Origin of the sequence: Dyadobacter sp. OTU695, assembly GCF_038440355.1 — a bacterium.
Classification (GTDB): domain Bacteria; phylum Bacteroidota; class Bacteroidia; order Cytophagales; family Spirosomataceae; genus Dyadobacter.
The window spans coordinates 62594-88879 of sequence record NZ_JASATN010000009.1 but is presented as its reverse complement, the minus strand read 5'-3'; the positions used below and the strand labels follow the sequence as shown (position 1 = coordinate 88879).

Annotated in this window: 17 protein-coding genes; 4 read left to right on the top strand and 13 right to left on the bottom strand. The window is 48.6% G+C overall.

Annotation, left to right across the window (positions count from 1 at the left end):
• Positions 1–54 precede the first annotated feature (54 nt).
• The 3 genes from AAHB90_RS17630 (at position 55) to AAHB90_RS17620 (ending at position 4668) form a co-directional block, all read left to right on the top strand.
• On the top strand, positions 55–1866 hold the full coding sequence (locus AAHB90_RS17630; protein ID WP_342086515.1) for a chloride channel protein: 1812 nt from the start codon (positions 55–57) through the stop codon (positions 1864–1866).
• Positions 1867–1962: 96 nt separating this feature from the next.
• On the top strand, positions 1963–2538 hold the full coding sequence (locus tag AAHB90_RS17625; RefSeq protein ID WP_342086514.1) for a hypothetical protein: 576 nt from the start codon (positions 1963–1965) through the stop codon (positions 2536–2538).
• A 3-nt stretch (positions 2539–2541) separates the two neighbouring features.
• On the top strand, positions 2542–4668 hold the full coding sequence (locus AAHB90_RS17620) for a cation:proton antiporter (protein WP_342086513.1): 2127 nt from the start codon (positions 2542–2544) through the stop codon (positions 4666–4668).
• 19 nt (positions 4669–4687) lie between these two features.
• Here the strand turns inward: AAHB90_RS17620 and porU2 are convergent, their stop codons facing one another.
• The gene (porU2, locus tag AAHB90_RS17615; RefSeq protein ID WP_342086512.1) at positions 4688–8014 is read right to left on the bottom strand and encodes a putative type IX secretion system sortase PorU2; all 3327 of its coding nucleotides are present in this window, start codon (positions 8012–8014) and stop codon (positions 4688–4690) included.
• Positions 8015–8260: 246 nt separating this feature from the next.
• On the opposite strand from porU2, the gene AAHB90_RS17610 reads away from it, so the two are divergent.
• Complete coding sequence (locus AAHB90_RS17610; protein ID WP_342086511.1) at positions 8261–8542, top strand: hypothetical protein; 282 nt, start codon at positions 8261–8263, stop codon at positions 8540–8542.
• A 73-nt stretch (positions 8543–8615) separates the two neighbouring features.
• Here the strand turns inward: AAHB90_RS17610 and AAHB90_RS17605 are convergent, their stop codons facing one another.
• From AAHB90_RS17605 to rplK, 12 genes are all read right to left on the bottom strand, one after another.
• Entirely contained in the window at positions 8616–8981 is a 366-nt protein-coding gene (locus AAHB90_RS17605) for a hypothetical protein (RefSeq protein WP_342086510.1), read from the bottom strand.
• 291 nt (positions 8982–9272) lie between these two features.
• A complete protein-coding gene (locus tag AAHB90_RS17600; RefSeq protein WP_342086509.1) occupies positions 9273–11213 on the bottom strand; it encodes a KUP/HAK/KT family potassium transporter in 1941 nt (646 codons plus the stop codon).
• A 53-nt stretch (positions 11214–11266) separates the two neighbouring features.
• Entirely contained in the window at positions 11267–12238 is a 972-nt protein-coding gene (locus AAHB90_RS17595; protein WP_342086508.1) for a hypothetical protein, read from the bottom strand.
• Between the two features lie 102 nt (positions 12239–12340).
• A complete protein-coding gene (locus tag AAHB90_RS17590; protein WP_342086507.1) occupies positions 12341–14485 on the bottom strand; it encodes a xanthine dehydrogenase family protein molybdopterin-binding subunit in 2145 nt (714 codons plus the stop codon).
• A 2-nt stretch (positions 14486–14487) separates the two neighbouring features.
• Complete coding sequence (locus AAHB90_RS17585; protein ID WP_342086506.1) at positions 14488–14949, bottom strand: (2Fe-2S)-binding protein; 462 nt, start codon at positions 14947–14949, stop codon at positions 14488–14490.
• 94 nt (positions 14950–15043) lie between these two features.
• Positions 15044–15373, bottom strand: coding sequence for a DUF3467 domain-containing protein (locus AAHB90_RS17580; RefSeq protein ID WP_342086505.1), 330 nt, complete (start codon positions 15371–15373; stop codon positions 15044–15046).
• A 126-nt stretch (positions 15374–15499) separates the two neighbouring features.
• Entirely contained in the window at positions 15500–19822 is a 4323-nt protein-coding gene (gene rpoC / locus AAHB90_RS17575) for a DNA-directed RNA polymerase subunit beta' (RefSeq protein WP_342086504.1), read from the bottom strand.
• Between the two features lie 81 nt (positions 19823–19903).
• Positions 19904–23770, bottom strand: coding sequence for a DNA-directed RNA polymerase subunit beta (gene rpoB, locus AAHB90_RS17570; protein ID WP_342086503.1), 3867 nt, complete (start codon positions 23768–23770; stop codon positions 19904–19906).
• Positions 23771–24049: 279 nt separating this feature from the next.
• Positions 24050–24436 carry a 50S ribosomal protein L7/L12 gene (gene rplL, locus AAHB90_RS17565; RefSeq protein WP_015812904.1) on the bottom strand — a complete coding sequence of 129 codons (387 nt, stop codon included), beginning with the start codon at positions 24434–24436 and terminating at the stop codon, positions 24050–24052.
• Between the two features lie 90 nt (positions 24437–24526).
• Positions 24527–25057: a 50S ribosomal protein L10 gene (rplJ, locus tag AAHB90_RS17560; RefSeq protein WP_090381982.1), complete on the bottom strand. Its 531-nt coding sequence runs from the start codon at positions 25055–25057 to the stop codon at positions 24527–24529.
• Position 25058: 1 nt separating this feature from the next.
• Positions 25059–25757, bottom strand: a complete 699-nt coding sequence (gene rplA, locus AAHB90_RS17555) for a 50S ribosomal protein L1 (protein WP_342086502.1) — start codon at positions 25755–25757, stop codon at positions 25059–25061.
• A gap of 36 nt (positions 25758–25793) precedes the next feature.
• Positions 25794–26243 (bottom strand): 50S ribosomal protein L11, encoded by a 450-nt coding sequence (gene rplK / locus AAHB90_RS17550; protein ID WP_019944910.1) that lies wholly within the window; start codon positions 26241–26243, stop codon positions 25794–25796.
• Positions 26244–26286 lie beyond the last annotated feature (43 nt).

Sequence of the window (26286 nt, the reverse complement as noted above, 5' to 3'; positions counted from 1 at the left end):
AATGACTATACTATCACTGTGAAACAGGCGACGATCAGGAAATTTCATTCATTTTTGAAATTCAAAAGAGGACTTACTGCTTATAGTTTAAGGAAATTCAAACTATATGAAGTCATCATCTTTTGGCTCAAAAGCATTCTGACGCGATCACAATTTCTCATCCTTTCCGGGATTTTAGTGGGAGGCAGCGCAGGATTAGCAGGGGTCATACTCAAATCGCTGGTGCACGCCATCCATAACCTGATTACCCATAAAGTCCATTTCGAGACTCAGATTTTCTTTTATGCCATTTTCCCCTTCCTGGGTATTGTCCTGACCTCCCTAGTCGTCATCTTGTTTTTCGGCGGCCAGGATCGTAAGGGAATTCCAGCAATTCTCCACGAAATAGCCCAGAATTCCAGTATTGTTGCTCCGGTAAAAATGTATTCGCAAGTCATACAAAGCGCTATTACAGTCGGACTTGGCGGGTCGGCCGGGCTCGAAAGCCCCATTGCGGTAACCGGGTCGGCCATCGGTTCCAATTTTGCGCGTGTCTACAAGCTCGATTACCGCGAGCGCACATTGCTGCTGGCGGCCGGGGCAACCGGGGGCATCGCATCGGCATTCAATGCGCCGATCGCGGGGATGATGTTCGCCGTCGAGATCCTGCTCACCGGTGTGGTTTTCACCGACTTTATTCCGCTCGTATTAGCGGCTGTCTGCGGCAATGTTCTTTCGAGGATGCTGCTCAACGAAGAAGTACTGTTTCATTTCAGCAGCCGCCATCCATTCAATTACTACAATCTGCCCTTTTACCTCGTTTTGGGTATTTTATGTGGACTTTATGCCCGGTACTTTGTCGTGATCGGGCACCAGGTCGAAAGATTTTTCGCAAATCTCAAAGGCGGCCGGCTTCGTAAAGCTATGATCGGCGGAGCCATTCTTTCGGCACTCTGCGTTTTGTACCCGCCACTTTTCGGGGAAGGTTACGAAACCATTAAGGCGTTGGTAAACGGGCAGGTCGGGTTACTGATGGAAAATAGCTTTTTTGGAATGATCGGCGGCCAGCGGTGGGCTGTTCTGGTGTTCCTTACAATCGTATGTCTATTAAAAGCTTTTGCCAGCTCCATCACCATTTTCAGTGGCGGCAATGGTGGTAATTTTGCCCCTTCGCTTTTTGCGGGCGGAACACTCGGATTTGTATTTGCGGTATTCTGTAATTTCATCGGCATATCCGATGTCCCGGTCGCCAACCTGGTGTTGGTGGGAATGGCAGGAGTAATGAGTGGTGTGCTGTATGCGCCGTTGACAGCGATATTCCTCATCGCCGAATCAAGCTCGGGTTACGATCTATTTATTCCACTAATGGTAGTAGGCGTAATGGCCTTTCTTATTTCAAAATGGTTCTCGCCTATTTCTCCCGACCTTAAAAGATTGGCCGACGAAGGCAAAATATTTACCCGGGAACATGACCGTAACCTCCTCTCCCAGCTGAATACGTGGGAATTTATCGATAGGGACGCCCCGGTAGTGAACATCGACCTGCCATTTGGAAATTTTCTGGATGTTGTGCACGAAAACCGGCATAGCCAGATCGCAGTGGTCGATAATGAAGGGATTTTGCGCGGGATCATTTCCATAGAAGATCTGTATCCATACCTGTTTACTTCTGCCAATGAACAGAATTTGTCCATTGCTTCCTTGATGCGGCAGCCGGCGGCAACTGTCGCGGATACCGAACCGGTGGCCAGGGTCATAGCACGATTTGACCAGACCAGCTCGGGCCATTTACCCGTTACCGATCCCAACGGCCGTTATATCGGCTTTATTTCCAAAACGAGACTACTCGACCGCTATCGCAGCCTTTTGCAAGCACATTCAGGTTGATTTGTCCTTGTTTAAAAGAATACTTTTTTAACTTGCCTGGCCACACAAAAGAAAAACAGCTACTTAGCGCCGTATTTCCCATCAGAACCTTCTCCTATGGTAAATCACAAATACTATCTTGTTGGCCTGACGATCCTTTGTCTTTGCTGGGGCTGCCGGGACAGACAAAGGGAGCGTAATCTTGAACTCCGGGAGCAGAAAATTCTTGAAAGGGAGAACGAATTTGCCATGAAGGAGGCCGACTATCAATCTCTGCTCCGAATGCGCGACAGTCTTCTTACAAAAAGAGACACATCGGTACTCATCCGGCAATGGCCCGACGATATTGCGGGCTTGTGGAGCGCCAGATCGGTCTGCCGCGAATCCAGTTGCAGCGAATATGTCATTGGAGACCAGCGCGCAAATACCTGGGAATTTATCAGCGATTCGACAGGTCTGTACACCCGCGTGATCAACAACAATCAGGTGGTTCGCGTCTTTACCGCGACATTGGACAGTACGCGCATTCAGCTCCGGTACAGCAGCGACACGTCGGCTACCAGGAACCTCGACCTGACCGTCGAGCTCAACCGCGATAACCCAAACCTGATCAAAGGAATGCAGACTGCGGGTATTGACAAATCCTGCACCGCGAAATTTTCCATCGAGCTAACCCGCTTAACAAACCGCTAGCTTATGCCGTTGCTCAACATCCACATCGGCAGTCTACCGATTGAAGACCCGGTGTTAAAGTTCCTCCTTGAACTGATCATTATTCTCAGTGCTCCGCTTCTGCTCAATAAAATCAAGGTGCCACACCTCCTGGGCCTCCTCATTGCCGGTGCCCTGGTAGGTCCAAATGGCCTGAACCTGCTTTCCCGCGACAGCAGTGTTGTAGTTACCGGCACGACGGGCCTGCTTTACATCATGTTCCTCGCAGGACTTGAAATCGACATGGGCGATTTTAAGAAGAATATGGGTAAGAGCATCACTTTTACAGTTTTCACATTTGCTATTCCCTTCATTTTAGGAATGATTGGCGGTTATTACGTACTGCATTTTCCCGTGCTCACAACAGTACTGTTTGCCAGCCTTTTCTCTTCCCATACACTTATCTCCTATCCGCTGGTTAGCAAGATGGGCATTGCCAAAAACTTATCCGTTAACATCACCGTAGGCGGCACAATGCTCACGGACGTTCTGTCGCTGCTCGTTTTGGCGGTGGTAGTCGGGATGACCCAGGGGGAAGTAACTACGGCATTCTGGCTACGCCTTGGTCTCTCCGTACTGGCTTTCAGCCTCACTGTATTGTTTATTTTTCCAATCATAGGAAGGTGGTTTTTCAAAAAGGTCGATGATAAAATATCTCAGTACATATTTGTATTGGTCATGATCTATCTGGCCGCGGTACTGGCTGAGCTGGCGGGTATCGAGGCAATAATCGGCGCTTTCTTCGCGGGACTTGCCCTCAACAGGCTTATCCCTCACAATTCAGCCCTGATGAACCGGGTAGAATTTGTGGGCAACGCTATTTTCATTCCCTTCTTTCTCATCAGCGTAGGAATGCTGATTGACTTCACCGTCTTCTTCAAAAGCCTCGAAACGCTTGGCGTAGCTGCAGTAATGCTCGTTGCTTCCATCGGCGGAAAATACCTGGCGGCGGTTTTTACACAAAAGACGTTCAGACTGACAAAGGATGAAGGAATGGTCATTTTCGGATTAAGTTCGGCATCAGCCGCGGCGACACTGGCGGCGGTAATGGTGGGTTACAATATTATCGTTTCAGAAACCGACAGCGGCGAACCGGTACGCCTGCTGAGCGAACACGTGCTTAATGGCAGCATCCTGCTGATATTGATTTCATGTACCGTTTCTTCATTTGTCTCGATGTCCAGTGCGGCAAAAATCGCGGAAGCCGATAACGAGGCGACGGCATCGGGTAATAACCCTGAGTCCGAAAACATTCTGCTTGCTGTGAATTACGAGGAAACGGTCGAAAGGACCGTGAACTTTGGCTTGTTAATTAAGGCGGCGAACAACAGAAACCGGCTTTTTGCATTGAATGTAATCAATGACGAAAAAAACGAGTCTTCTGTCAGAAATGCCGAGAAGACGCTCCATGCAGCAGTCGCTACAGCTGCGGCAGCCGATGTTCAGATTCAGCCACTCACCAGATACGACAGCGATGTCGCTACCGGAATCAGCAATGTCATCAAGGAACAAAAAATCACGGATCTGGTGCTCGCATTGCAGGCCGACAATGGTTTTACCCCCTCGCTCGTTTACAATCTTACTAATGGCTACTTACAAAACGACCATGTAAACACGCTGATTTACCACGCTGCTCAGCCCATTTCTACCATCAAACGATACATCGTACTTATTCCGCCCAAAGCAGACAAGGAGCCAGGTTTTTTTCACGCACTACTTCGTATCTGGAACATCGGAAAGTCATCAGGAGCCGAAATGGCATTTTATGCCAGCGCGCCCATCATCCTGATCCTTGAAAGAGTGGCACGAAAATCCGGAATAGAACTGTCCCTGCATACCATTGATTACTGGGGTGAAGCCGAACAGGCAGCTGCGGCTATCACGGTAGACGAAGGGCTGATCGTATTTATGGCCAAACGCGGGATGGAATCCTATTTCCCAAAAATGGGACTAATACCGGATTTCCTGAACGAGCACGCGCTCGAAAATAACTTTTTGCTGATATATCCTTTCTCAAAACAAAACGTGGACGAGACAGAAAAGCGGTCGGTCAGTAACCATGACGATTTTGTGGAGATCGGGCGGATGATCAGTAAGATTTTCCCGGGGTAAAGCTGCCCTTACTGCTATTTCACGGCACTAGCACCACCCTGCCGCTCTTTGTATTAAGTATCCTGCCTTGCTCCCCTATCAGAAGAACCTTATAAGTGTAAATTCCTGCTCCAACTTTCCCTCTCTCCCAGTACCATTCGGTTGTTGATGACTCATTTGAAACCATTAGGGCCTTGTTTTCCAGTTCATTTCCCCGCTGGTCGTAAATAAGGTAACGAACCGATTTAACGAACATCGCCTTCGGGGATTTTAACTCAAACCGTAAGTAGGAAGTAGCAGGATTGGGACTCACGACCAGGCTGTATTGTGTCTCTTCCGGCTTGCCAATTTCAAATGCCATCCGATACGGTTGCAGGACTGCATTTCCCGCAACGTCCTTTGCATTCACCAACATTTCGTAGTCGCCTGGAATCAGGTGCGTCGGAAAACTAAGCCTCAGCTCCCCGCCCGAGGCGCTTATGACCACTTTGTTGCCTTCATAGGTGATCCGTTCGAACTCGCAGGCGTCCGTTGTGCAGGGTTTGATAAAAAGATCGACCAGCGTCGTGTCGGGAGAAAGTTGCCGGTCATCGGAGAGCGCAATGCTTATCTCCGGCTCAGGCCATAAGGGCTTGTCTTGTTTGAGGGGCCGGCCATTAACCTTCACCGAAAGTAGTGGCGGGATATTGTCTTTCGCCGCTTTATTCGAAAACAAGGACAGGTCCCTTACGAAATCCCAGTCGATATGCAATTCCGATACGTTATTGTCGCGGCTTACTTCCCTCAGCGTCTGGTTTGGATCGATTTGAACTTTAATGGATCTGACATCCTTTTTGTTGAAAAATGCTGCCTGCAAAATTTTCTCAGCAGCAAATGCTTCCGCCTCAATCGTTTTGGTATATGTTCCGTTTTTTGACGTCAATGTCACTTCAACCGGCACAAGCTGACCTTTCACAAACCTTCCCGAATTGGCAATGACAATGCTTACTTTCAGCGAATCCGATTCTCCGATCGTTTTATCGCCTGATTCGGAAAGCAATGTAATGCCTTCATCGTGTCCGATTGCGTAGTCGGGCTCGGCTACCGTTGCCAGCCGCAATGCCGGATCGCCTTGCAGTAGCGACTGATGGACGTAAGCGATATTGTATTTGTCTTTGTATTTGGATAAAATGTCGTTGGCGACGGCAAGCTGAATTTTGCCGATGGGCAAACCGACCGTTGTTGGATTCGTGAACATATGCCGATAGAGCGATTCGAGATACGTAACTCCCGGGCTGACAAAGCTTTCAAATGAATTCGCAATAATCGCGATCGCACCACGGTCGGGCGCTACGAGCCAATCGAGCGACAGGGTAATCCGGTCGCTTGCTTTTGGGTTGGCCGGATTGGCGTTGAACCGGTTGCTGAACACATTTCCTACTCCACAACCGTTGAAATACATCACCGGGTATTTATTCCGGTTATGATAGTTACGGGCAACATCCCTGGCGTAGCCGATATCCGGATTTGTGACGATCGTGGACCCATGCCCGAAAAATGTGATCATTCCAACACCTTCATTCACATCCTTAGTGATATCCACATATTCCACTTCTTCGCCAGGTTGCTGCTTTACGTAGGATTTGACAGTCCCACCCATAACGCCTTTCACTACCACAGGCTCCAATGCGCGGAGGTTTTCCCGTAGCTCCACGATTTCGCCAGTAGTTTTGCCCCCACTGAGATGAAGCACTTTCTTACGCCAGCCCGACTCTCCGGGCTCGCTAGTCTCATATGCCTTTACTTTTTGTAAATAATCGGTAATGTTCTCGTTGGTAACGGCCGACAAACGCCCGACGGGAATAGCCGGCACATTGAGTGGCGCTCCGGCAATCCCTTCGACCAACAATGCATCCGAGCCAGGAAAGCCGATCGTTGGCACCTCCTCCGGTAACTCTCTTATCATCCGCTCATTCTGCGAAATGGATTTCCCGATCAGAAACAAGTACTTATCCCTAATGCCATCGGCAAGCATGTAAGTCATGAATTTCTTGATCGCAACCGGGCTTGGCTCGCCATAATTAAATTGGTTATAAATATCCTGGATTTCGAAAATCGCAGGTTTCAAATTTCCTCCTGCCTGCGATGCACGGTAGTTTGCGAAAGCCGTTGCGCCGGCACGAAGTTGTTCGGTTGTAATAATGACGTAGTTGGGCGCATCGCGGTCATAGGCATTAAAGTGTACCTCCTTTATTTTTGCGGGACCCACCTCGATCAATTCACTTGTAGCTAACAAAATCAGCCTTTTTCCCGGCTCGCGCGGTACCATCAGGCTTTCGGCGGCACGTTTTAACACAACCGGATGATCTGCATCGGAAATGTCCAGAAATGCAAATTGAGGGGAAACGCCTTTGACCGAAAGTCTATTCCATTTTTCAGAAACCTCACCCAACCTCAACTCCATGCTGGGTTTATTCCCGATTTTGATCTGCCGGGGATATTCGATCGAATAATAAGCCAGCGAAAACCGCTCCAATCGTTCACCGCTTACCGACCGGATCGATAACACACCATTTTTTCCGGAGTCCATATCGTCCGGCTCTATTTCAAATGCATACTCAGTGGCGGCGAAGCCGGAATTGTCCAGTACTTTGACAAGGCGTAGCGTGTTCTTGTTTTTGCCAACATATATTTCAATTTTTCGGCCATTGTTACTCCTTCCGTGCAAAAGCAATCTGGCAATGGGATTCTGGGAAATACCGGCAAAGTCTTCCAGTTTGAAATTGAGTAACAAATCGGTTCCTTCCTTATAAACCTCGCCCGTGCGGCTTGCGCCCAATTCGAAAAAACTGTTGAAGAAGCTCGGATTGACCGAACTTTTGGTTCCCAAGGAATAGTCCTGCTGAAAAACGGTAAGCAAGTGTTCATTGTGGTACATCAATAGGGATGCATTTCCGTTCATGGACTCATTCACTACCTTGGTCCTGTTACCCGGTTTATCCGCAACCGTCAAAAAATACGCCCCCTCATCCCCATACAAACTATAATAAGGATTAACCCGCGAGCTCATAGGCCGGTACAGCAGCGAATCACTTGCACCATCGTTTGGAACGGCATAAAAAAGAATCTCCCGGTTGGCAGTGCTGACGATGGATACTTCTTTTCCCCTCCGCCAAAGCTGGAATTTCTCGGGAGAATCGGTGGGGAAACCTTTGGGTAACGATGAAAACGGGACCCGGTGTAAACCTTTTTTCAGGATTCCGATTTTTACGTAAGGCTTGCCGTAGTCGATCCAGCTGTTGGCGTAGGGAGCACCCCATTGCGCCTGCAAATGATGGCCGATTAGCAAAATAGCAGCAAATAATCCTAATCTAATGAAGTCCTTCATATTCAAGAATGTCTATCAAATCCTCAATAAAACATTCATTGATGGCTTCATCCATTTTTATCCAGCAAGCGTAGCTTGCGGGTGAGTGATAGGAAGGCGGGCGGTTTTGCTGTGTCGTAGCTTTGTTGAAATAGTTCTACTAGTTAATTCGATAGACACACTCAACTCATTGCATTCTTGAAAATGTTTAATTCGTGGCATAGGATTTGAGTCCTGTTTCCCTGCATAAAATCAACCGCAAGACCGATGGATACTTTTAAGTTTATGAAAGACGATTGGGTGAAGGAAAAAGGCGGCAGCCAGCTAATGCAGGTTGACGAATACCAGATCGTCGAGATTGTTGACAGCCTGAACGGATCGGCGACGTTCCCCGTTCCAAGACGGATTTTCAGTGGAAAGGTTTGGTGTACCTGGATTAATAAGAACAAAGCGGTGATTACGCAACCGTTTTGGGAAGACGACCTCGAACCAGCCACCCACAGGCAAGCCGAAAGCCATGACTATCCCTCTCTTAATCACACACACTAATCCCGAAAACTGTTCCTCTCTTCGACATTAAAACAAGCAAGCCCGGAATCGACTCCGGGCTTGCTTGTTTGTGTCAGGGTTTTTTGGCTGGGTCTGTTTGTGGCTGCGTAGAAAGTGTATCGTCAGTTTCCGCGGTTCCTTTACGGTTTTTACGGCGTTCCGAACGGTCTTTTCGCTTATCAGTAGGCATCAGCGTGTCGTGTATTACGGCGCCCGAGCTTTTTTGTCCTTTGATTAGCGTATCCTCAGAAGGAATCTGGGCAGGTCGGGCAGGCGATTGCGGTGAATTGAATTCAGGCTTCGTTTCAGGTGCTGTCGTTGGAACAGGACTTGTTTGCGGTACTGGCTGTGGCACAGACGGTTCCGGCGTCACCGGGTTCTGTGCAAATGCCCCGGCAATCGCCAGAAGCATTGTGAATATGCATGCAAGGTATTTCATGACCATTCTGGTTTAGTGAACAAAAAGTTACCAATACTCCGGCGCTTGTTTGCACTAAAAGCGTTCCAGGAACTCGTCAGCTAGTCCGTTACTAAATATAATTTTACCTAGTGATCATTTTACTTATCAAAGATCCCTTTTGACTGCCATAAGTACCTGACGGCATTGTACCAATGCCGCTGGCTCATCCCCAAAATGCGTATCGATATACCCAGAATGGGCGATAAGCCGTTAGATAAGTGTTGGTTTTGAAATGAAACTTTGGTTTCGAAATACTTCGCATTCAATTTCTTAGCTATACACTCTTTTCATCCGGATTTTCTCACTTGGCGTCAGCACCAATGGTACTTTCTCAACCTTCACCGAACTACTATCCAGGCCAAACCATTTATCTTCCGAAGTAGTAATGCTTTTAATCGCGAAATAGATCTTCATGATCAGTTCCTCCATGAAAGGCAGATTGTTTTCCAGCGCCAGATAGCGTTCGAGCACAATGAAACGGAAGTCTCCCGTAATGTTCTGCCGGCTCAGCGACTCGTAACGGCTGGTAATGTCCACTTCCTTGTTGAGCACCATATCCTCCACCACTTTACGGAAGAACAGGTTAATGCGCTGTTCGATCCGGAAGCCGAGACGGAATGTCACCTTGATCACGTCGTCCTCCGCCAGGATATTCACATGGTAATCCATGGTGTAGGGCTCGTCGGTGGTTTCCACGTGTACAAACCAATAAATATCAGCCCGCTTCGGACGTTTGTAGAAGATCGAATAAATGATCTTGTTCTCGATCTCGCTTTCGCGCGAGGCGTTCGACATGAAGATCAAGTGCGTCGAATATTTGGGAATACTAATGTCGTTACTCAGTTCTTTCAGAGGGCCGATGTATTTTTCCAGGCTTTCAAATTCGGTCAGCCTCAATTTGATATAGTATGCTTTCAGCCAAACGGTGATCACCAGTCCAATGACGGTGGCAAGTACGAGCGAAACCCACCCCCCGTGTGTGAATTTCAACAGGTTGGCAGCGAGGAACGAGCCTTCAATCGCGAGGTAAATGACGAGAAAAACCACTACCACCCATTTACTTACCCGCTTTACATGCAAGTACACCGACATCAGGATCGTCGTCATGATCATCGTAAGCGTGATCGCGAGCCCATACGCGGCCTCCATGTGCGAGGATTCTTTGAAATACAAGACAATACCGATACATCCCGCCCAAAGCAGCCAGTTCACACTCGGCACATATAGCTGACCTTTCTGGTCGCTTGGGTAAACCAGCCTTACTTTTGGCCAGAAGTTCAGACGGATAGCCTCAGAAATGAGTGTAAATGAGCCGGTAATCAGGGCCTGGCTGGCGATAATGGCGGCCATTGTAGCTATACCGATCCCCGGCAGCAGCCACCAGTCGGGCATGATCTCATAAAAAGGCTTCCGGCCGTCCAGGAGGTCGCCCGAATGAACGATAAGCCACGCACCCTGGCCAAAATAGTTGAGGATTAAACAAGTCTTCACAAAAATCCAGCTGATACGGATATTTCCCCGCCCGCAATGCCCGAGGTCGCTGTACAACGCCTCCGCACCCGTAGTACAGAGGAACACGGCGCCTAGCAGCCAGAAACCTCCGGGGTGGTTCGCCAGCAATCGATATGCATAAACCGGGCTAAGCGACTTCATGATCTCCGGATGATCGATCACCTGAGAAATACCCAGCACAGCCAGCATAATGAACCATATCATCATCACCGGGCCAAATGCACGGCCCACGATGGTGGTCCCAAAAACCTGGATAATGAAGAGCAATGTCAAGATACCGATTACGATCGGGATCGTCTGAATGTCCGGATAAAGTATACGCAAACCTTCTACCGCCGAAGAAACCGAAATGGGCGGGGTAATGATCCCGTCGGCCAACAGGGTACTTGCCCCGATGATAGCCGGGACCGTCAGCCAGGCTGCGCGCCGCCGTACGAGGGCAAATAGTGCGAGAATCCCTCCTTCACCTTTATTGTCGGCCCTGAGTATCAGGATCACATATTTGATCGTCGTTTGTAACGTGAGCGTCCAGAAAATACAAGATACGGCCCCATAAACCACATCATTGGTTATTTGACTGGTACCGATTACCGCCTGCATTACATAAAGGGGCGACGTCCCGATATCGCCGTAAATAATTCCTAATGCGACCAGAAGCCCGGCGGCCGATGCTTTATCCAGGTGTTTATGCGAACCCATTGACTAGTTTGTTGAAATGCGGTGCGAATTTAGAAAAATCCGGCCGCTCTACGTTAAAAGGTGTAAAAGTCGTAAGTCACCTTCCATTTGATCTCTTGTCCCGGCTGGGCAGCGATCTTTATGTAAGGCTCGGGGCAGGAAGTAGTTGGACAAGCCCAGTAAACGAGCTTTTCCAGCGGCTGATCGCACGTGATCCTCACACCTGCCTTTGTTTTGGTATTCTCGATCCGGATGTCATAATCCTTCGCAGTAGTCCCGAAGCCCTGCAAGCCAGCGCTGAAAACCTGGTCGCCCTTTCCAACCTCCCGAGAGTAATTCAGCATTTTACCATTTGCATTGATAATACTTCCAAAACCTTTGCCCTCACCTTTCACTTCAAAAGGAAACACAATGCGGATATTCTCATTCGACGGCTCGTTGTCGATCATGAAAAAATTATGATTGTAAGTGCTCGCCACAATGGGTTTCGAGCCGGTATTCTTCAAAGTATGTTCCAGAACCAGTTGTGGCTTTCCTTTCACCAGCTTCAAAGTCTTGTGATAATCATAGCCACACCCGGTTTCGTCCTTCAATTCATGGGCAAAAGCCACCTGATCTTTCCCTTTCGTTACCGACCATTTACCTGCATTTTTGATGGCATAGTTCGTCGCGAACGAATACTTTTTGTCGTCGGGCTTAGTCAGTACGCCGACGCCTATTTTGACGAATTGCTCTCCGGGCTTTGTATCGTCAAAATTCAGCGGCGTAAACTCTTCCACGGGACCCATGATCGCGTCGTGCAGTTTCGGATCGTACGGGGCCTGGTTCCATGTACCGAAGTAGGAATGCCCTTTGTATTCCAAACTGGGCACCACACCTGCCCAATCGAACCGGACGCCGCGGTAATAACCTTCATTCGCATCGGGCAAATACAGCTTAGCTTTGATAATGCCGTTGGAAATATCGGTTTCCGGGAAATCCGCAGCCGTGAATGCGGCTATACCCAGGCACAGCAATGCAAAGAACAGGGTAATATTTTTTTTCATTTGTATTTCAATGGTTTAGGAAGAACATAAATAAAAACAGTAAGATAAAAATGCGGTACCACATTTTCATCTTACTGTCTTGGAATTTGCACGAATTAATACTTACGAAATGCCTTTGAATGCCTCTTCATTAATAAAAGGCTGATTCCGAAGGCGTTGTTTGGTAGCTTTATAGAATGCATTCGCTACCGCACCTCCGGCAGGCGGCAATGCGGGTTCTCCCAGGCCGGTTGGCGATATGCCATTGTCAACAAAATGCACATCCACCTCCGGAATTTCATTCATGCGAATCAACCGGAAGCCGTTGAAATTGCTTTGGTCGGGCGCGCCGCCTTTGAAAGTCATATTGCCGAACATTGCGTGGCCGATCCCGTCCACAACCCCGCCGCGTACCTGCTGCAATGAGCCGCTTTTGTTGATCACAATGCCGCAGTCCACCGCCGCGATGATATTTTTCAAAGTTGGTTTTCCTTTCTCAACGACTACTTCCCCCACCTGCGCAACGTACGACCTGTGCGAGAAGTAAACGCTGAAACCCTGGTGAACGCCTTTTTTCTTACCCCAATTACTTTTCTCGGCTGCCAGTTTGATCACCGCAATCATCCGGTCGACATCATATTTCACTTCGCCTGCCGGCGATTTTTTTGCCTTTTCCAAAAGCGCAAGCCGGAATTCGATGGGGTCTTTTCCTGCTGCTTCCGCTACTTCGTCGATAAACGACTGCTCGGCATAGGCCAGGAAGTTGGTAATCGGTGCGCGCCACGGGCCGGTGGTAATGGCCGATTTGTGCTCCACCGAATCGATCAGGAGATTATCCACCGAACCGGACGGGAAGTTATCCTCGCGGGTAGGATTACCCGAGTTGATACCTACGCCACGCAGCTTATAACCGATCATTTCGCCGTTTTTATCCAATGCAGCCTCAAAGCGATAGCGCACTGCCGGACGGTACGTGCCGCCGGTCATATCATCTTCCCGCGTCCATATTACCTTAACCGGCGCTTTCACCAGTTTGGATACGTGTACGGCCTCGATCGCAAAGTCGGCGGAAAGCCTGCGTCCGAAACCACCGCCCTGGCGTGTGATTTCCACGGTGATTTTTTCGGGCGGGAAGCCGGTAATTTTGGCTGCCTCCCCACGTGCGCGGTCAGGCGTTTGCGTCGGGCCTACGAGCTCCACGCCGTCCTCGCGTACGTGTGCGAAGAAATTCATCGGTTCCAACGGGCTGTGGGGCAGGAACGGGCATTGGTATTCTGCCTTAATGACTTTCGCAGCGCTCTTGAATGCCGCCTCCACATCTCCGTTTTTACGACGGACAGTGGCTTCGCCATTGTCCATAAGATTGGAGAAAATTCGGTTATGGTCCTCGGAACTTTCCAGCTCGGCGGCTTTTTCGTATTCAATTTTAAGGGCGTCTTTCGCCTTTTTGCATTGCCAGGTTGATTTTCCGACTACCGCAACGCTGTTTTCGAAAGTAACGACATCGACGATACCCGGCATGGCCTTGGCTGCTGCCGAATCCACCGATTTGAGTTTCAATCCAAATGCCTTAGGGCGCTGGATCAATGCGAAAAGCATTCCTTCCCGATAGAAATCAAGCCCGAAAAGCGGTTTACCGGTTGCTATATTCTTGTTATCAACATTCCTGACCGATTGTCCGATCAGCTTGAAAGTCTTTTCGTCTTTCAGTTTGATGTCGCCTGGTGCTGTGAGCTTACCCGCCGCTTCTGCAAACTCCCCGTAGCTAGCGGATTTGCCCGATGCTTTGTGGAAGAGCTTGCTATCCGCCGTGGTGATTTCGGAAGCCGGCACGCCCCATTTAGCGGCGGCCGCATTGATCAGCAAATGACGTGCGGTGGCACCGGCCTTTCGCAAGCGCTCCCAGGAATGCGGTACCGCGCCGCTGCCGCCCGTTACCTGGCGTTCAAAGTGCGCAGTATCCAGGTTACCCTGTACGGTCTTCACCAGTTTCCAGTCGGCGTCGAGTTCTTCGGCCACTACCAGCGGAAATGCCGTTTTGATGCCCTGCCCGATCTCGGGATTTGGAGAAACAATGGTAATACTATTATCTGAACCGATTGACAGGTAGCTATTGAATTTCACTGACCCTGCGGCTATATGTTTGGCATCCACCACCACAGGTGCCGCCTTTGAATCCGACCAGTTGAAGCCCAGGAACAAACCGCCACCGGCCGCCGCCGCGATCTTCATGAAGTCGCGACGCGATGCTTGATTGATTGTGCTCATGGTCAGTTGGTTTTAGTGGCTGCAACTTTCACTGCTTCACGAATGCGGTGATAGGTTCCGCAGCGGCAGAGGTTGCCGCTCATCGCTCCCACGATTTCCTCTTCGGTTGGTTTGGGTTTTTCTTTGAGGAATGCAGCGGCAGTCATGATCTGGCCTGCCTGACAGTAACCACATTGTGCCACATCCACTTCGTCCCAGGCTTTCTGAACCGGGTGGTCGCCTTTTTCGGATAGTCCTTCGATCGTGGTCACTTTTGCCTTGCCTACCGACGAGACCGGCAGTACACAGGAACGTACCGCCTTGCCATCGAGGTGAACGGTGCAGGCTCCGCATTGTGCGATACCACATCCATATTTGGTACCTACAAGGCCCAGATTATCACGCAATACCCACAGGAGCGGAGTGTCGCCCTCCACTTCTGCGCTATATGCGCGGTTGTTGATTGTAAGTTTGAATAATGCCATGGTGATTAAGAGTTTGGCAAAAGTTACAAAAAATCACCAATGAAGCCAAACTCCTTATTCGCGAAGTGCTTGACTGATAGCGATATAGCCGCGCTTACGCTTCGCCGCCCGGGCCTCCGAAACTAATAGGGAAGTTGAATGTTGGCTCACTGTCCTGTGAATTCTGGATGGGGCCATATTGGTCTTCGTATTTTTGAATATTATCGCGCAATGCAGCTACGAGGCGCTTTGCATGCTCGGGCGTCACGATAATGCGCGCTTTCACCTTGGCACGGGGAACGCCGGGCATCAGGCGGATGAAGTCAAGAATAAATTCGCTATTGGAGTGGGCGATCATCGCCAGGTTGGAATACACGCCCTCTGCCATTTCTTCAGACAGTTCGACATTGATCTGTTGTTCGTTTTCCTTAGTTTCTTCTTTCATTGCTGGTTTTAAATAGCTGCGCTATTGAATTTACTGGGGAAATTACTAAAAATACCGGGCATCGAAAAGCAAAGAGCCGGTCCCGCTAATGCAGGCCGGCTCTTTGTTTACTTATAATCAGCTGGATTACGCCAACTCTTTTTTCTTGCGTGATTGTCTCTCGCGAGAATCTGACAACGCATCGTATTCTTCTTTCGAACCTACGATCAGGTTTTCGTATTGACGCATACCTGTACCGGCAGGGATCAGGTGACCTACGATCACGTTCTCCTTCAAACCTTTCAGTTCGTCGCGTTTTCCACGAACAGCCGCTTCGCTCAGTACTTTGGTTGTTTCCTGGAATGACGCCGCGGAAACAAAACTTTCAGTACCCAAAGAAGCCTGTGTGATACCCATCAACGTAGGTCTCGCAACCGCAGCTTGCGCATCACGGGCGGTAACCAGTTTCAGGTCACGACGTTTCAGGCTCGAATTCTCATCGCGCAAACGACGTACCGAAACGATCATACCAGGCTTCAGTGTTTCGGAGCTACCAGAGTCCTCAACCACTTTCATATCCAGGATCTTGTCGTTTTCCTCGCGGAATACAACGCGGTCCACAGCCTGCATTTCGAGGAAGTTGGTGTCACCAGCATCCAGGATATCCACTTTCTGCATCATCTGGCGTACGATACATTCGATATGCTTATCGTTGATCTTCACACCTTGCAGACGGTATACTTCCTGAATTTCGTTCACCAGGTATTCCTGAACCGCGGTTGGCCCTTTGATAGAAAGGATATCCGCAGGGGTAATAGCTCCATCGGAAAGCGGGTCACCGGCCCTTACGAAGTCACCATCCTGAACCAGAATGTGTTTCGACAGAGGTACCATGTAACGACGCTGCGTTCCATCTTTCGATTCGATATGGATTTCACGGTTACCGCGTTTTACGCCACCATAAGATACCACACCGTCGATTTCAGAAACCGTTGCAGGGTTCGACGGGTTACGTGCTTCGAACAATTCGGTTACACGTGGCAGACCTCCCGTGATATCGCGTGTTTTACCAACAACACGTGGGATTTTCGCCAGCGGCTGACCAGCCTTGATAGCTGCACCTGCCTTCACAACCAAACGTGCACCCACAGGAAGGTTATAACCTTTTTCAGTCTGATCTTTCAACAAGGTAGACTTACCTTTCACCACGATAGCCGGGTTTTTGGTTTTGTCACGCGTTTCAATGATCACCGACTCCTGGAAGCCTGTTTGTTCGTCAAATTCTTCACGGAATGTGATACCTTCCTCGATAGCGTCGAAGGAAACGGTTCCGGTGAATTCTGAAAGGATTACCGCGTGATAAGGGTCCCAGGTACAAAGTTCCTGTCCTTTGAATACGGTATCACCTTCTTTCACCTGCAAATGCGCACCGTAAGGCACGTTATTCGAGATCAGGAGTTGTTTCGTTTCAGGGTGGATAATTTTCACTTCACCTGAACGGCCCATTACTACTGTCACTTCGTCGCCTTCTGAGTTAACAGATTGTACCAAACGAAGATCTTCGAACTGGATCAAACCGTCGAATTTCGCTTTGATGTTGGCTTCAACAGAGATGTTGGAAGCCGTACCACCCACGTGGAATGTACGGAGTGTCAGCTGTGTACCCGGCTCACCGATTGACTGGGAAGCGATTACACCTACTGCCTCACCGATGTTCACCATCTGGGCAGACGCCAAGCTACGTCCGTAGCATTTTGCACAAACACCGTCACGGGTTTCGCAAGTCAGTACCGAACGGATTTCAACAGTTTCAATCGCCGTCTCATCGATGTAAGAAGCAATTTCTTCTGTGATTTCCTGTCCCGACGTAAGGATCAATTCGTTGGTCAACGGATCGAACACGTCGTGTACGCTTACGCGACCGAGGATACGCTCTGACAATGGCTCTACGATATCTTCATTGTCTTTCAATGCCGAGATCGCGATACCACGGAGCGAGCCGCAGTCTTCTTCCACTACTACCACGTCTTGTGCAACGTCGTGCAAACGACGGGTCAGGTAACCCGCATCCGCAGTTTTCAATGCTGTATCGGCCAAACCTTTACGCGCACCGTGGGTAGAGATAAAGTATTCCAAAACGTCGAGACCTTCCTTAAAGTTGGAAAGGATCGGGTTTTCGATGATTTCACCCGCACCACCAGCGATGTTTTTCTGAGGCTTGGCCATAAGACCCCTCATACCACCCAACTGACGGATCTGCTCGCGTGAACCGCGGGCTCCCGAGTGCATCATCATATAGATAGAGTTGAATCCGCCTTTGTCTGTTTCCAGCTGCTTCATCAACGTCTCTGTAATGCGTGAGTTAACGCGCGTCCAGATATCGATAACCTGGTTGTAACGTTCGTTCTCAGTGATAAGACCCATCAGGTAGTTGTTCCAGACGTTTTCAACATCCGCTTTCGCCTGCTCGATGAGTTTTTCTTTTTCACTAGGAACCATTACATCGTCCAATCCCATTGACAAACCACCTTTGAAGGCCATTTGGAAACCAAGTTCCTTGATCTCGTCAAGGAATTGTGCTGTACGTGCCACACCAGCTTGTTTGAACACCAAACCGATGATCTGCTGAAGTTTCTTTTTAGTCAACAATTCGTTGATATAACCTACTTCTTCGGGAACAGCCTGGTTGAACAGGATACGTCCGGCAACGGTATCAACCAATTTGGTTTCAAATGTTCCGTCATCGTTACGTACGCGGAGACGGCATTTGATATTGGCATGTTTCGAAAGTTTGCCTTCGTTGATCGCGATGATCACTTCATCCGGACCATAGAAGATCTTGCCTTCACCGATAATCGGGTATTGTTCTGTGCTTACACGTCCTTTGGTCACATAATACAGACCCAAAACCATGTCCTGAGATGGTACCGTGATCGGCGCACCGTTGGCAGGGTTAAGGATGTTGTGTGAAGAAAGCATCAGCATGGACGCTTCCAATACGGCTTCCTGACCCAGTGGTACGTGTACCGCCATCTGGTCACCGTCAAAGTCAGCGTTGAATGCCGTACAAACCAATGGGTGAAGCTGGATCGCCTTACCTTCAATCAGTTTAGGCTGGAATGCCTGGATACCCAAACGGTGAAGTGTCGGAGCACGGTTAAGCAATACCGGGTGACCTTTCAATACGTTTTCGAGAATATCCCAGATCACAGGATCCTTGCGGTCTACGATCTTCTTCGCTGATTTTACAGTTTTAACGATTCCGCGCTCGATCAGCTTACGGATAATGAACGGCTTGAAAAGCTCAGCCGCCATATCTTTCGGCAAACCGCATTCGTGCAGTTTCAGCTCAGGACCTACCACGATAACCGAACGACCAGAGTAGTCGACGCGCTTACCAAGCAAGTTCTGACGGAAACGGCCTTGTTTGCCTTTCAGCATGTCTGAAAGTGATTTCAAAGCGCGGTTACCTTCTGAACGTACCGCATTCACTTTACGGCTGTTGTCGAAAAGCGAGTCAACCGCTTCCTGCAACATACGCTTCTCGTTACGCAAGATCACCTCAGGTGCCTTGATCTCGATCAGACGTTTCAGACGATTGTTACGGATAATTACACGACGGTAAAGGTCGTTCAAATCCGAGGTCGCGAAACGACCACCATCCAGAGGTACAAGCGGACGCAATTCCGGTGGAATAACCGGTACCATTTTGATCACCATCCATTCAGGGCGGTTTTCGATACGGGTGTTCGCATCACGGAACGCTTCAACCACTTTCAGACGTTTCAAAGCTTCCGCTTTACGTTGCTGAGAAGTGTCGGTAGCAGCCTGGTGACGGAGTTCATAAGAAAGTTCGTCGAGCTTAATGCGGCTCAACAGCATTTCCAGAGCATCGGCACCCATTTTCGCGATGAATTTGTTGGGATCCGTGTCAGGAAGCAATTGGTTCTCGCGTGGGAGCTTGTCTACGATGTCGAGGTATTCGTCTTCGGTCAGGAAGTCAAGGTAGCCAACGCCGTCCTCTTCTTTGATACCTGGCTGAACAACCGCGTACCGTTCGTAATAAATGATCTGGTCGAGTTTCTTGGTAGAAAGTCCCAGCAGGTAACCGATTTTGTTCGGCAAGCTGCGGAAATACCAGATATGTGCAACAGGAACCACCAATTCAATGTGACCCATGCGCTCGCGGCGAACCTTTTTCTCGGTCACCTCTACACCGCAACGGTCGCAGATAATTCCTTTATAGCGAATGCGCTTGTATTTCCCGCAGTGACATTCCCAGTCTTTTACAGGACCAAAAATGCGCTCGCAGAACAGACCTCCCATCTCCGGCTTGTAGGTCCGGTAGTTGATGGTTTCAGGCTGGGTTACTTCACCGAAGGAGCTTTCTAGGATAGACTCCGGTGACGCCAGACTGATCGTCATTCTGGAAAAGTCGCTGTTTAATTTTTTATTCTTTTTGAAAGACATAATAAAGAGTCGTTTGTCTGTTAGTCGAAACTAATTTGTTTGCATTTCTATGGCGCGGTTGCCCGCGCCAACGACTAGAAATTAGTCCAGTGTAATCTCCAATGCTAGTCCACGAAGCTCGTGAACAAGTACGTTGAATGACTCTGGGATATTTGGTTTCGGAAGGTTTTCACCTTTCACGATCGCTTCATACGCTTTCGCGCGGCCCACCACATCATCGGATTTCACGGTAAGGATCTCCTGAAGAATGTGCGATGCACCGAACGCTTCAAGCGCCCACACTTCCATCTCACCGAAACGCTGTCCACCGAACTGCGCTTTACCACCCAGCGGTTGCTGCGTAATAAGCGAGTATGGTCCGATAGAACGCGCGTGCATTTTATCGTCAACCAAGTGGCCCAGTTTCATCATGTACATCAGACCGACTGTTACCGGCTGGTCGAACTGCTCACCAGTCAAACCATTGTACAGATAAGTACGTCCCCAATCCGGCAGACCTGCTTCTTTCAGCTCGGCAGCAACTTCCGCTTCCGTAGCACCGTCAAAAATCGGTGTTGCGTAACGGCGGCCGAGTTTCAGACCAGCCCATGCAAGGATGGTTTCGTAGATCTGACCGATGTTCATACGTGAAGGTACCCCAAGTGGGTTCAACACGATGTTAACCGGCGTTCCGTCTTCCAGGAATGGCATATCTTCGTCACGTACGATACGGGCAACAACCCCTTTGTTACCGTGGCGACCTGCCATTTTATCCCCTACTTTCAGTTTACGTTTCTTAGCGATATATACTTTCGCCAGTTTCACGATACCAGCAGGCAATTCATCACCTACTTCCAATGCAAAACGATCGCGTTTGAAGCGGCCCATGATTTCGCTGCGGGCGTTCAGGTAGTTTTTCAATACCAGAGAAACCTGACGGTTGGTATCCGCATCTTCGGTCCAAGAATCAGTCAGAACGTCTCCGATGAGGTTAACCTCTTCGGGAACCGCATACTGGCTTTCATCGCGGTACGGGTTATTGGCAGGGAAAAGATTCTCGGAGATATTTCTCACGTTGAACTTCATTCCTTTGCTGATCAACTCGTCACCGAATTTGTGCTTAACGCCTGAACTTGTTTTGCCGTCAGTCAATGTAACCAGCTTGTCGATCACACGACCACGCAATGCGGTCAGGTCACGGCTGTATTTTTTCATCAACAGACGAAGCTCGTCTTTGTGTTTTGCACGCTCTTCTTTGGTTGGGCGCGAGAACAGTTTGGTATCGATTACGACGCCTTTCATCGATGGCGGTGCTTTTTTGGAAGCATCCTTCACATCACCAGCCTTATCACCGAAGATCGCACGAAGGAGTTTCTCTTCCGGGGTAGGATCAGATTCACCTTTTGGAGTGATCTTACCGATCAGGATATCACCTTCTTTAACTTCCGTACCTACTTGTACGATACCGTTTTCGTCGAGGTTCTTAACAGTTTCCTCGCTTACGTTCGGGATCTCAGCGGTCAATTCTTCTTCTCCGCGTTTGGTATCACGCACTTCGAGTTCGAATTCTTCGATGTGGATCGAAGTAAAGATATCGTCGCGTACCACTTTTTCAGAGATTACGATCGCATCCTCGAAGTTGTATCCCTGCCAAGGCATGAATGCAACCAGAAGGTTACGGCCCAATGCAAGTTCACCGCCTTCTGTACCATATCCCTGGCAAAGCGGCTCGCCTTTCTTCACTTTCTGGCCTTTAAGTACCATTGGTTGAAGGTTGAGGCAGGTATCCTGGTTGGTACGACGGAACTTAACGAGGTCGTAAGAAACGCTGTCTTCGATGAAGCTAACGAGGCGATCTTCGTCCGTACGGTCGTATTTCACAACGATCTTCTTCGCGTCTACGAATTCGATTTCGCCGTCGCCTTCCGCTACTACCAATGCACGTGAGTCCATTGCCACGCGGCGTTCCAGACCAGTTCCTACGATAGGAGCCTGTGGACGCAACAAAGGCACACCCTGGCGCTGCATGTTGGATCCCATCAAGGCACGGTTAGCATCATCGTGTTCCAGGAACGGAATCAGCGAAGCCGCAACAGATACGATCTGGTTCGCGGCAACGTCCATATATGACGCTTGCGAAGGATCCACCATCGGGAAGTCACCTTCGAAACGTGTTTTGATTTTTTCAACGGTAAAGTTTCCTTCCTTATCAACAGAGGCATTAGCCTGAGCGATGTACTTGGAATCTTCTTCTTCCGCCGTCATGTAGATCAGCTCGTTCGTCAGCTTACCTGTGCTATCGATTACACGGTAAGGTGTTTCGATGAAGCCCATACCGTTCACTTTCGCGAATACGCAAAGTGACGAGATCAGGCCGATGTTCGGACCTTCCGGCGTTTCGATTGTACACAGACGCCCGTAGTGGGTGTAGTGAACGTCACGAACCTCGAATCCTGCTCTTTCACGGGAAAGACCACCTGGCCCAAGTGCCGACATACGACGTTTGTGCGTAATCTCAGCCAATGGGTTCGTTTGGTCCATGAACTGAGAAAGCTGGTTGGTACCGAAGAACGAGTTGATTACCGATGACAATGTTCTTGCATTGATCAGGTCAACAGGTTTGAAATCTTCGTTGTCACGCACGTTCATACGTTCCTTGATCGTACGCGCCATACGCGCAAGACCTACACCGAACTGTGCGTAAAGCTGCTCACCCACCGTACGTACACGACGGTTTGACAAGTGGTCGATATCATCGACCACCGCTTTCGCATTGATCAGACCGATCAGGTATTTCACAATGGAAACGATATCACCAGTTGTCAGAACGCGAACGTCCAGGCTGGTATCCGATCCCAATTTCTTGTTGATACGGTAACGGCCAACATCACCCAGGTCATAACGTTTGTCAGAGAAGAACAAGCTCTGGATCACATCACGTGCAGTTTGCTCATCCGGTGCTTCTGCGTTACGCAGCTGGCGGTAAATCTGCTCAACAGCTTCCTTGTCGGAGTTTGAGCTATCTTTTTGAAGCGTATTATAAATGATGTTATAATCCGCAACGTTCATGTCCTCTTTGTGCATGATGATCGATTTCTGTCCTGATTCCAGGATTACATCGATATCATCTGCTGAAATGGAAGAATCACGTTCCAGCAATACTTCGTTACGCTGAATCGAGACTACCTCGCCGGTATCCTCATCCACGAAGTCCTCAGTCCATGTGCGGAGAACCCTTGCCGCCAACCGGCGTCCAACTGCCTTTTTCAGGTTAGCAGGTGTCGCGCTGATTTCTTCCGAAAGGCCGAACAGGTCGAGGATGTCTTTATCAGATCCAAAACCGATCGCTCTCAAAAGTGTGGTTACAGGGAATTTTTTCTTACGGTCGATGTACGCATACATCACGTTGTTCACGTCCGTAGAGAATTCGATCCAGGAACCTTTGAATGGAATAATCCGCGCAGAATATAGTTTAGAACCGTTGGTGTGCTTGCTCATCGAGAAGAACACGCCTGGTGAACGGTGAAGCTGAGAAACGATTACACGCTCAGCACCATTGATCACGAACGAACCGCGTTCAGTCATGTAAGGAATGTTCCCTAAGAACACTTCCTGCTCAATGGTTTCAAATTCTTCATGATCGGCGTCGTTACAGATCAGCCGCAGTTTGGCCTTCAAAGGTACTGCGTAAGTCAGACCGCGATCAATGGATTCGTCGACAGAGTACTTCGGTGGTTCAAGGAGATAATCGATGAACTCGAGAACGAAATTCTCACGGGAGTCGGCGATGGGGAAGTTTTCAGCGAAAACTTTGTACAATCCTTCTCCGGAACGGTCTTCAACCGAGGTATCCAGACTAAAGAAATCACGGAACGACTGTACCTGGATTCCCAAAAGATCCGGATAATCGATAATCTGATTAATCCGAGAGAAGTTCTTTCTTGGTGTTTTTGGATTAATTGTAGCCAAGGCTATGTGTGATTTGGGTTAGCAGAAAAACTAATTAGTTTTAACCTAATCTATTGCCTCGTAGAAGAGTAAAGTTGACGCCCCTGTTCTCCTTTCCTACGAGTAAAGAAGTGTTTCGGGCAATCAGCTTGAGGGGATTACAGGGGGCAATCTCGTTACCACCTTTACCAGAACGATAAAAAAGCCTTTTTCGTTTGGTTGGTATACAAAACAGGAAAAGACCTGACGGTTGTCAGGCCTATTCCCGTAGAATTTTATCGTCTAATGCTGTGGAGCAAATTACTTCACTTCAACTTCTGCACCAGCTTCTTCAAGTTGCTTTTTCAAAGCGTCAGCTTCGTCTTTCGCAACACCTTCTTTTACAGGTTTTGGAGCGCCGTCAACGAGTTCTTTCGCTTCTTTCAGGCCAAGACCAGTAAGGTCTTTAACCAACTTCACAACAGCAAGTTTACCTGCACCAGCTGATTTCAAGATTACATCGAAAGATGTTTTTTCTTCAACCGCAGGAGCATCAGCACCAGCACCACCAGCAGGACCTGCTACCATTACTGCACCAGCAGCTGCTGGCTCAATACCGTACTCGTCTTTAAGAATTGCAGCCAATTCGTTCACTTCTTTAACCGTAAGGTTAACAAGCTGTTCTGCGAAAGCTTTCAAATCTGCCATTTTTATTTAGATTTTTTTGATTATACAATAAGATGATTTTAAAAAAGCTCTATTTATTTTAACCCGGAGAGCTTAACCTGGCTATTCAAATTAGTCCTCTTTTTCAGATAAAGTTTTCAGAATACCGGCCAGGTTCTGTCCGCCGCTTGTAAGAGCGCCGATAACATTTTTGGCAGGTGATTGCAGCAATCCGATTACTTCGCCGATCAGTTCTTGTTTCGATTTCAGTGAAATCAGAACGTCAAGCTGGCTTTCTCCAACAAATAGGGCAGTGTCCACAGAAGCTCCTTTGAACTTCAGTTTGTCGCTACCTGATTTCTTTTTGAAATCCTTAATCAGTTGCGCAGGTACTTTACCTGACTCCGGGTGAAACATTACTCCGGAAAATCCTTTCAACACCTCGTCGAAAGAAGAATAGTCCGTATCTAGTGTTTCGAGCGCTTTTTTTATCAATGTATTCTTCACAACACGATACTCAACACCACGCTCGAAGCAAAGGCCTCTGAGAGTGTTTACCTCGCTCACGGTCATGCCGGTTGCGTTGGTAATGTAGAAGTATGGCGTGCTGGCGAATTTCTGACTTAATTCGTCAATAATTACTGCTTTTTCTTCCCGTGTCATATTACAGTCCTGGAATCGTGTTTTTGTCAATAATAACACCCGGGCTCATCGTGCTTGACAAGTGAATGCTTTTTACGTAAGTACCTTTTGCCGATGAAGGCTTAAGGCGAACCAAGGTATTGATAACCTCCGTTGCGTTCTGTGCAAGCTGATCAGTCCCGAAAGATACCTTTCCGATGCTGGTGTGAATGATACCGGTTTTGTCGACTTTGAAGTCGATTTTACCAGCCTTCACTTCCTTTACAGCTTTCGCTACATCCGGAGTTACAGTTCCTGACTTAGGATTTGGCATCAGACCACGAGGACCCAACACTTTTCCAAGTCTACCTACTTTTGCCATTACACTCGGCATTGTAATAATCACGTCGATGTCTGTCCAGCCTTGCTCGATTTTTGTAATGTATTCGTCAAGACCAACATAATCCGCTCCTGCCTCTTTCGCTTCTGACTCCTTGTCGGGAGTACACAGCACCAATACACGAACTTCTTTTCCGGTTCCGTGTGGCAGTGTTACCACGCCACGTACCATTTGGTCAGCTTTACGAGGATCTACGCCCAAACGAACGTCGATATCTACGGAAGCATCAAATTTGGTATAGGAAATCGTTTTCAGAACATCCGCAGCTGCTTCCAGGGTATAAGCCTGGGTTGCGTCGTATTTTGAAAGAGCTTCTTTTTGCTTTTTGGTCAATTTTCCCATGTTCTTTGTTTCTTTGGCGTATCTATAAATCTACGCTCAGTTGTTTTCTTCCCATGGGGCCTTGCCAGCCACGGTGATACCCATACTACGAGCCGTTCCCGCGATCATTTTCATAGCAGACTCTACGGTGAAGCAGTTCAGGTCGGGCATTTTAGTTTCAGCGATCGTTTTAACTTGATCCCATGAAACTGATCCTACCTTAATACGGTTTGGCTGAGCCGAACCTGTCTTCACTTTTGAGGCTTCCAGAAGAAGAATAGCGGCCGGGGGGGTTTTGATGACGAAGTCGAAAGACTTGTCTTTGTAGTATGTAATAACTACCGGCAATACCACACCCATTTTATCCTGGGTACGGCCATTGAACTGCTTGCAAAACTCCATGATATTCAAACCCTTCGATCCTAATGCAGGACCAATCGGAGGTGATGGGTTGGCTTGGCCACCTTTCACCTGCAGTTTGACGTATCCACCTATTTCTTTTGCCATTGTTTTGGAATTTGTCGGTTCATTGATTGACTAGCGGCTCACA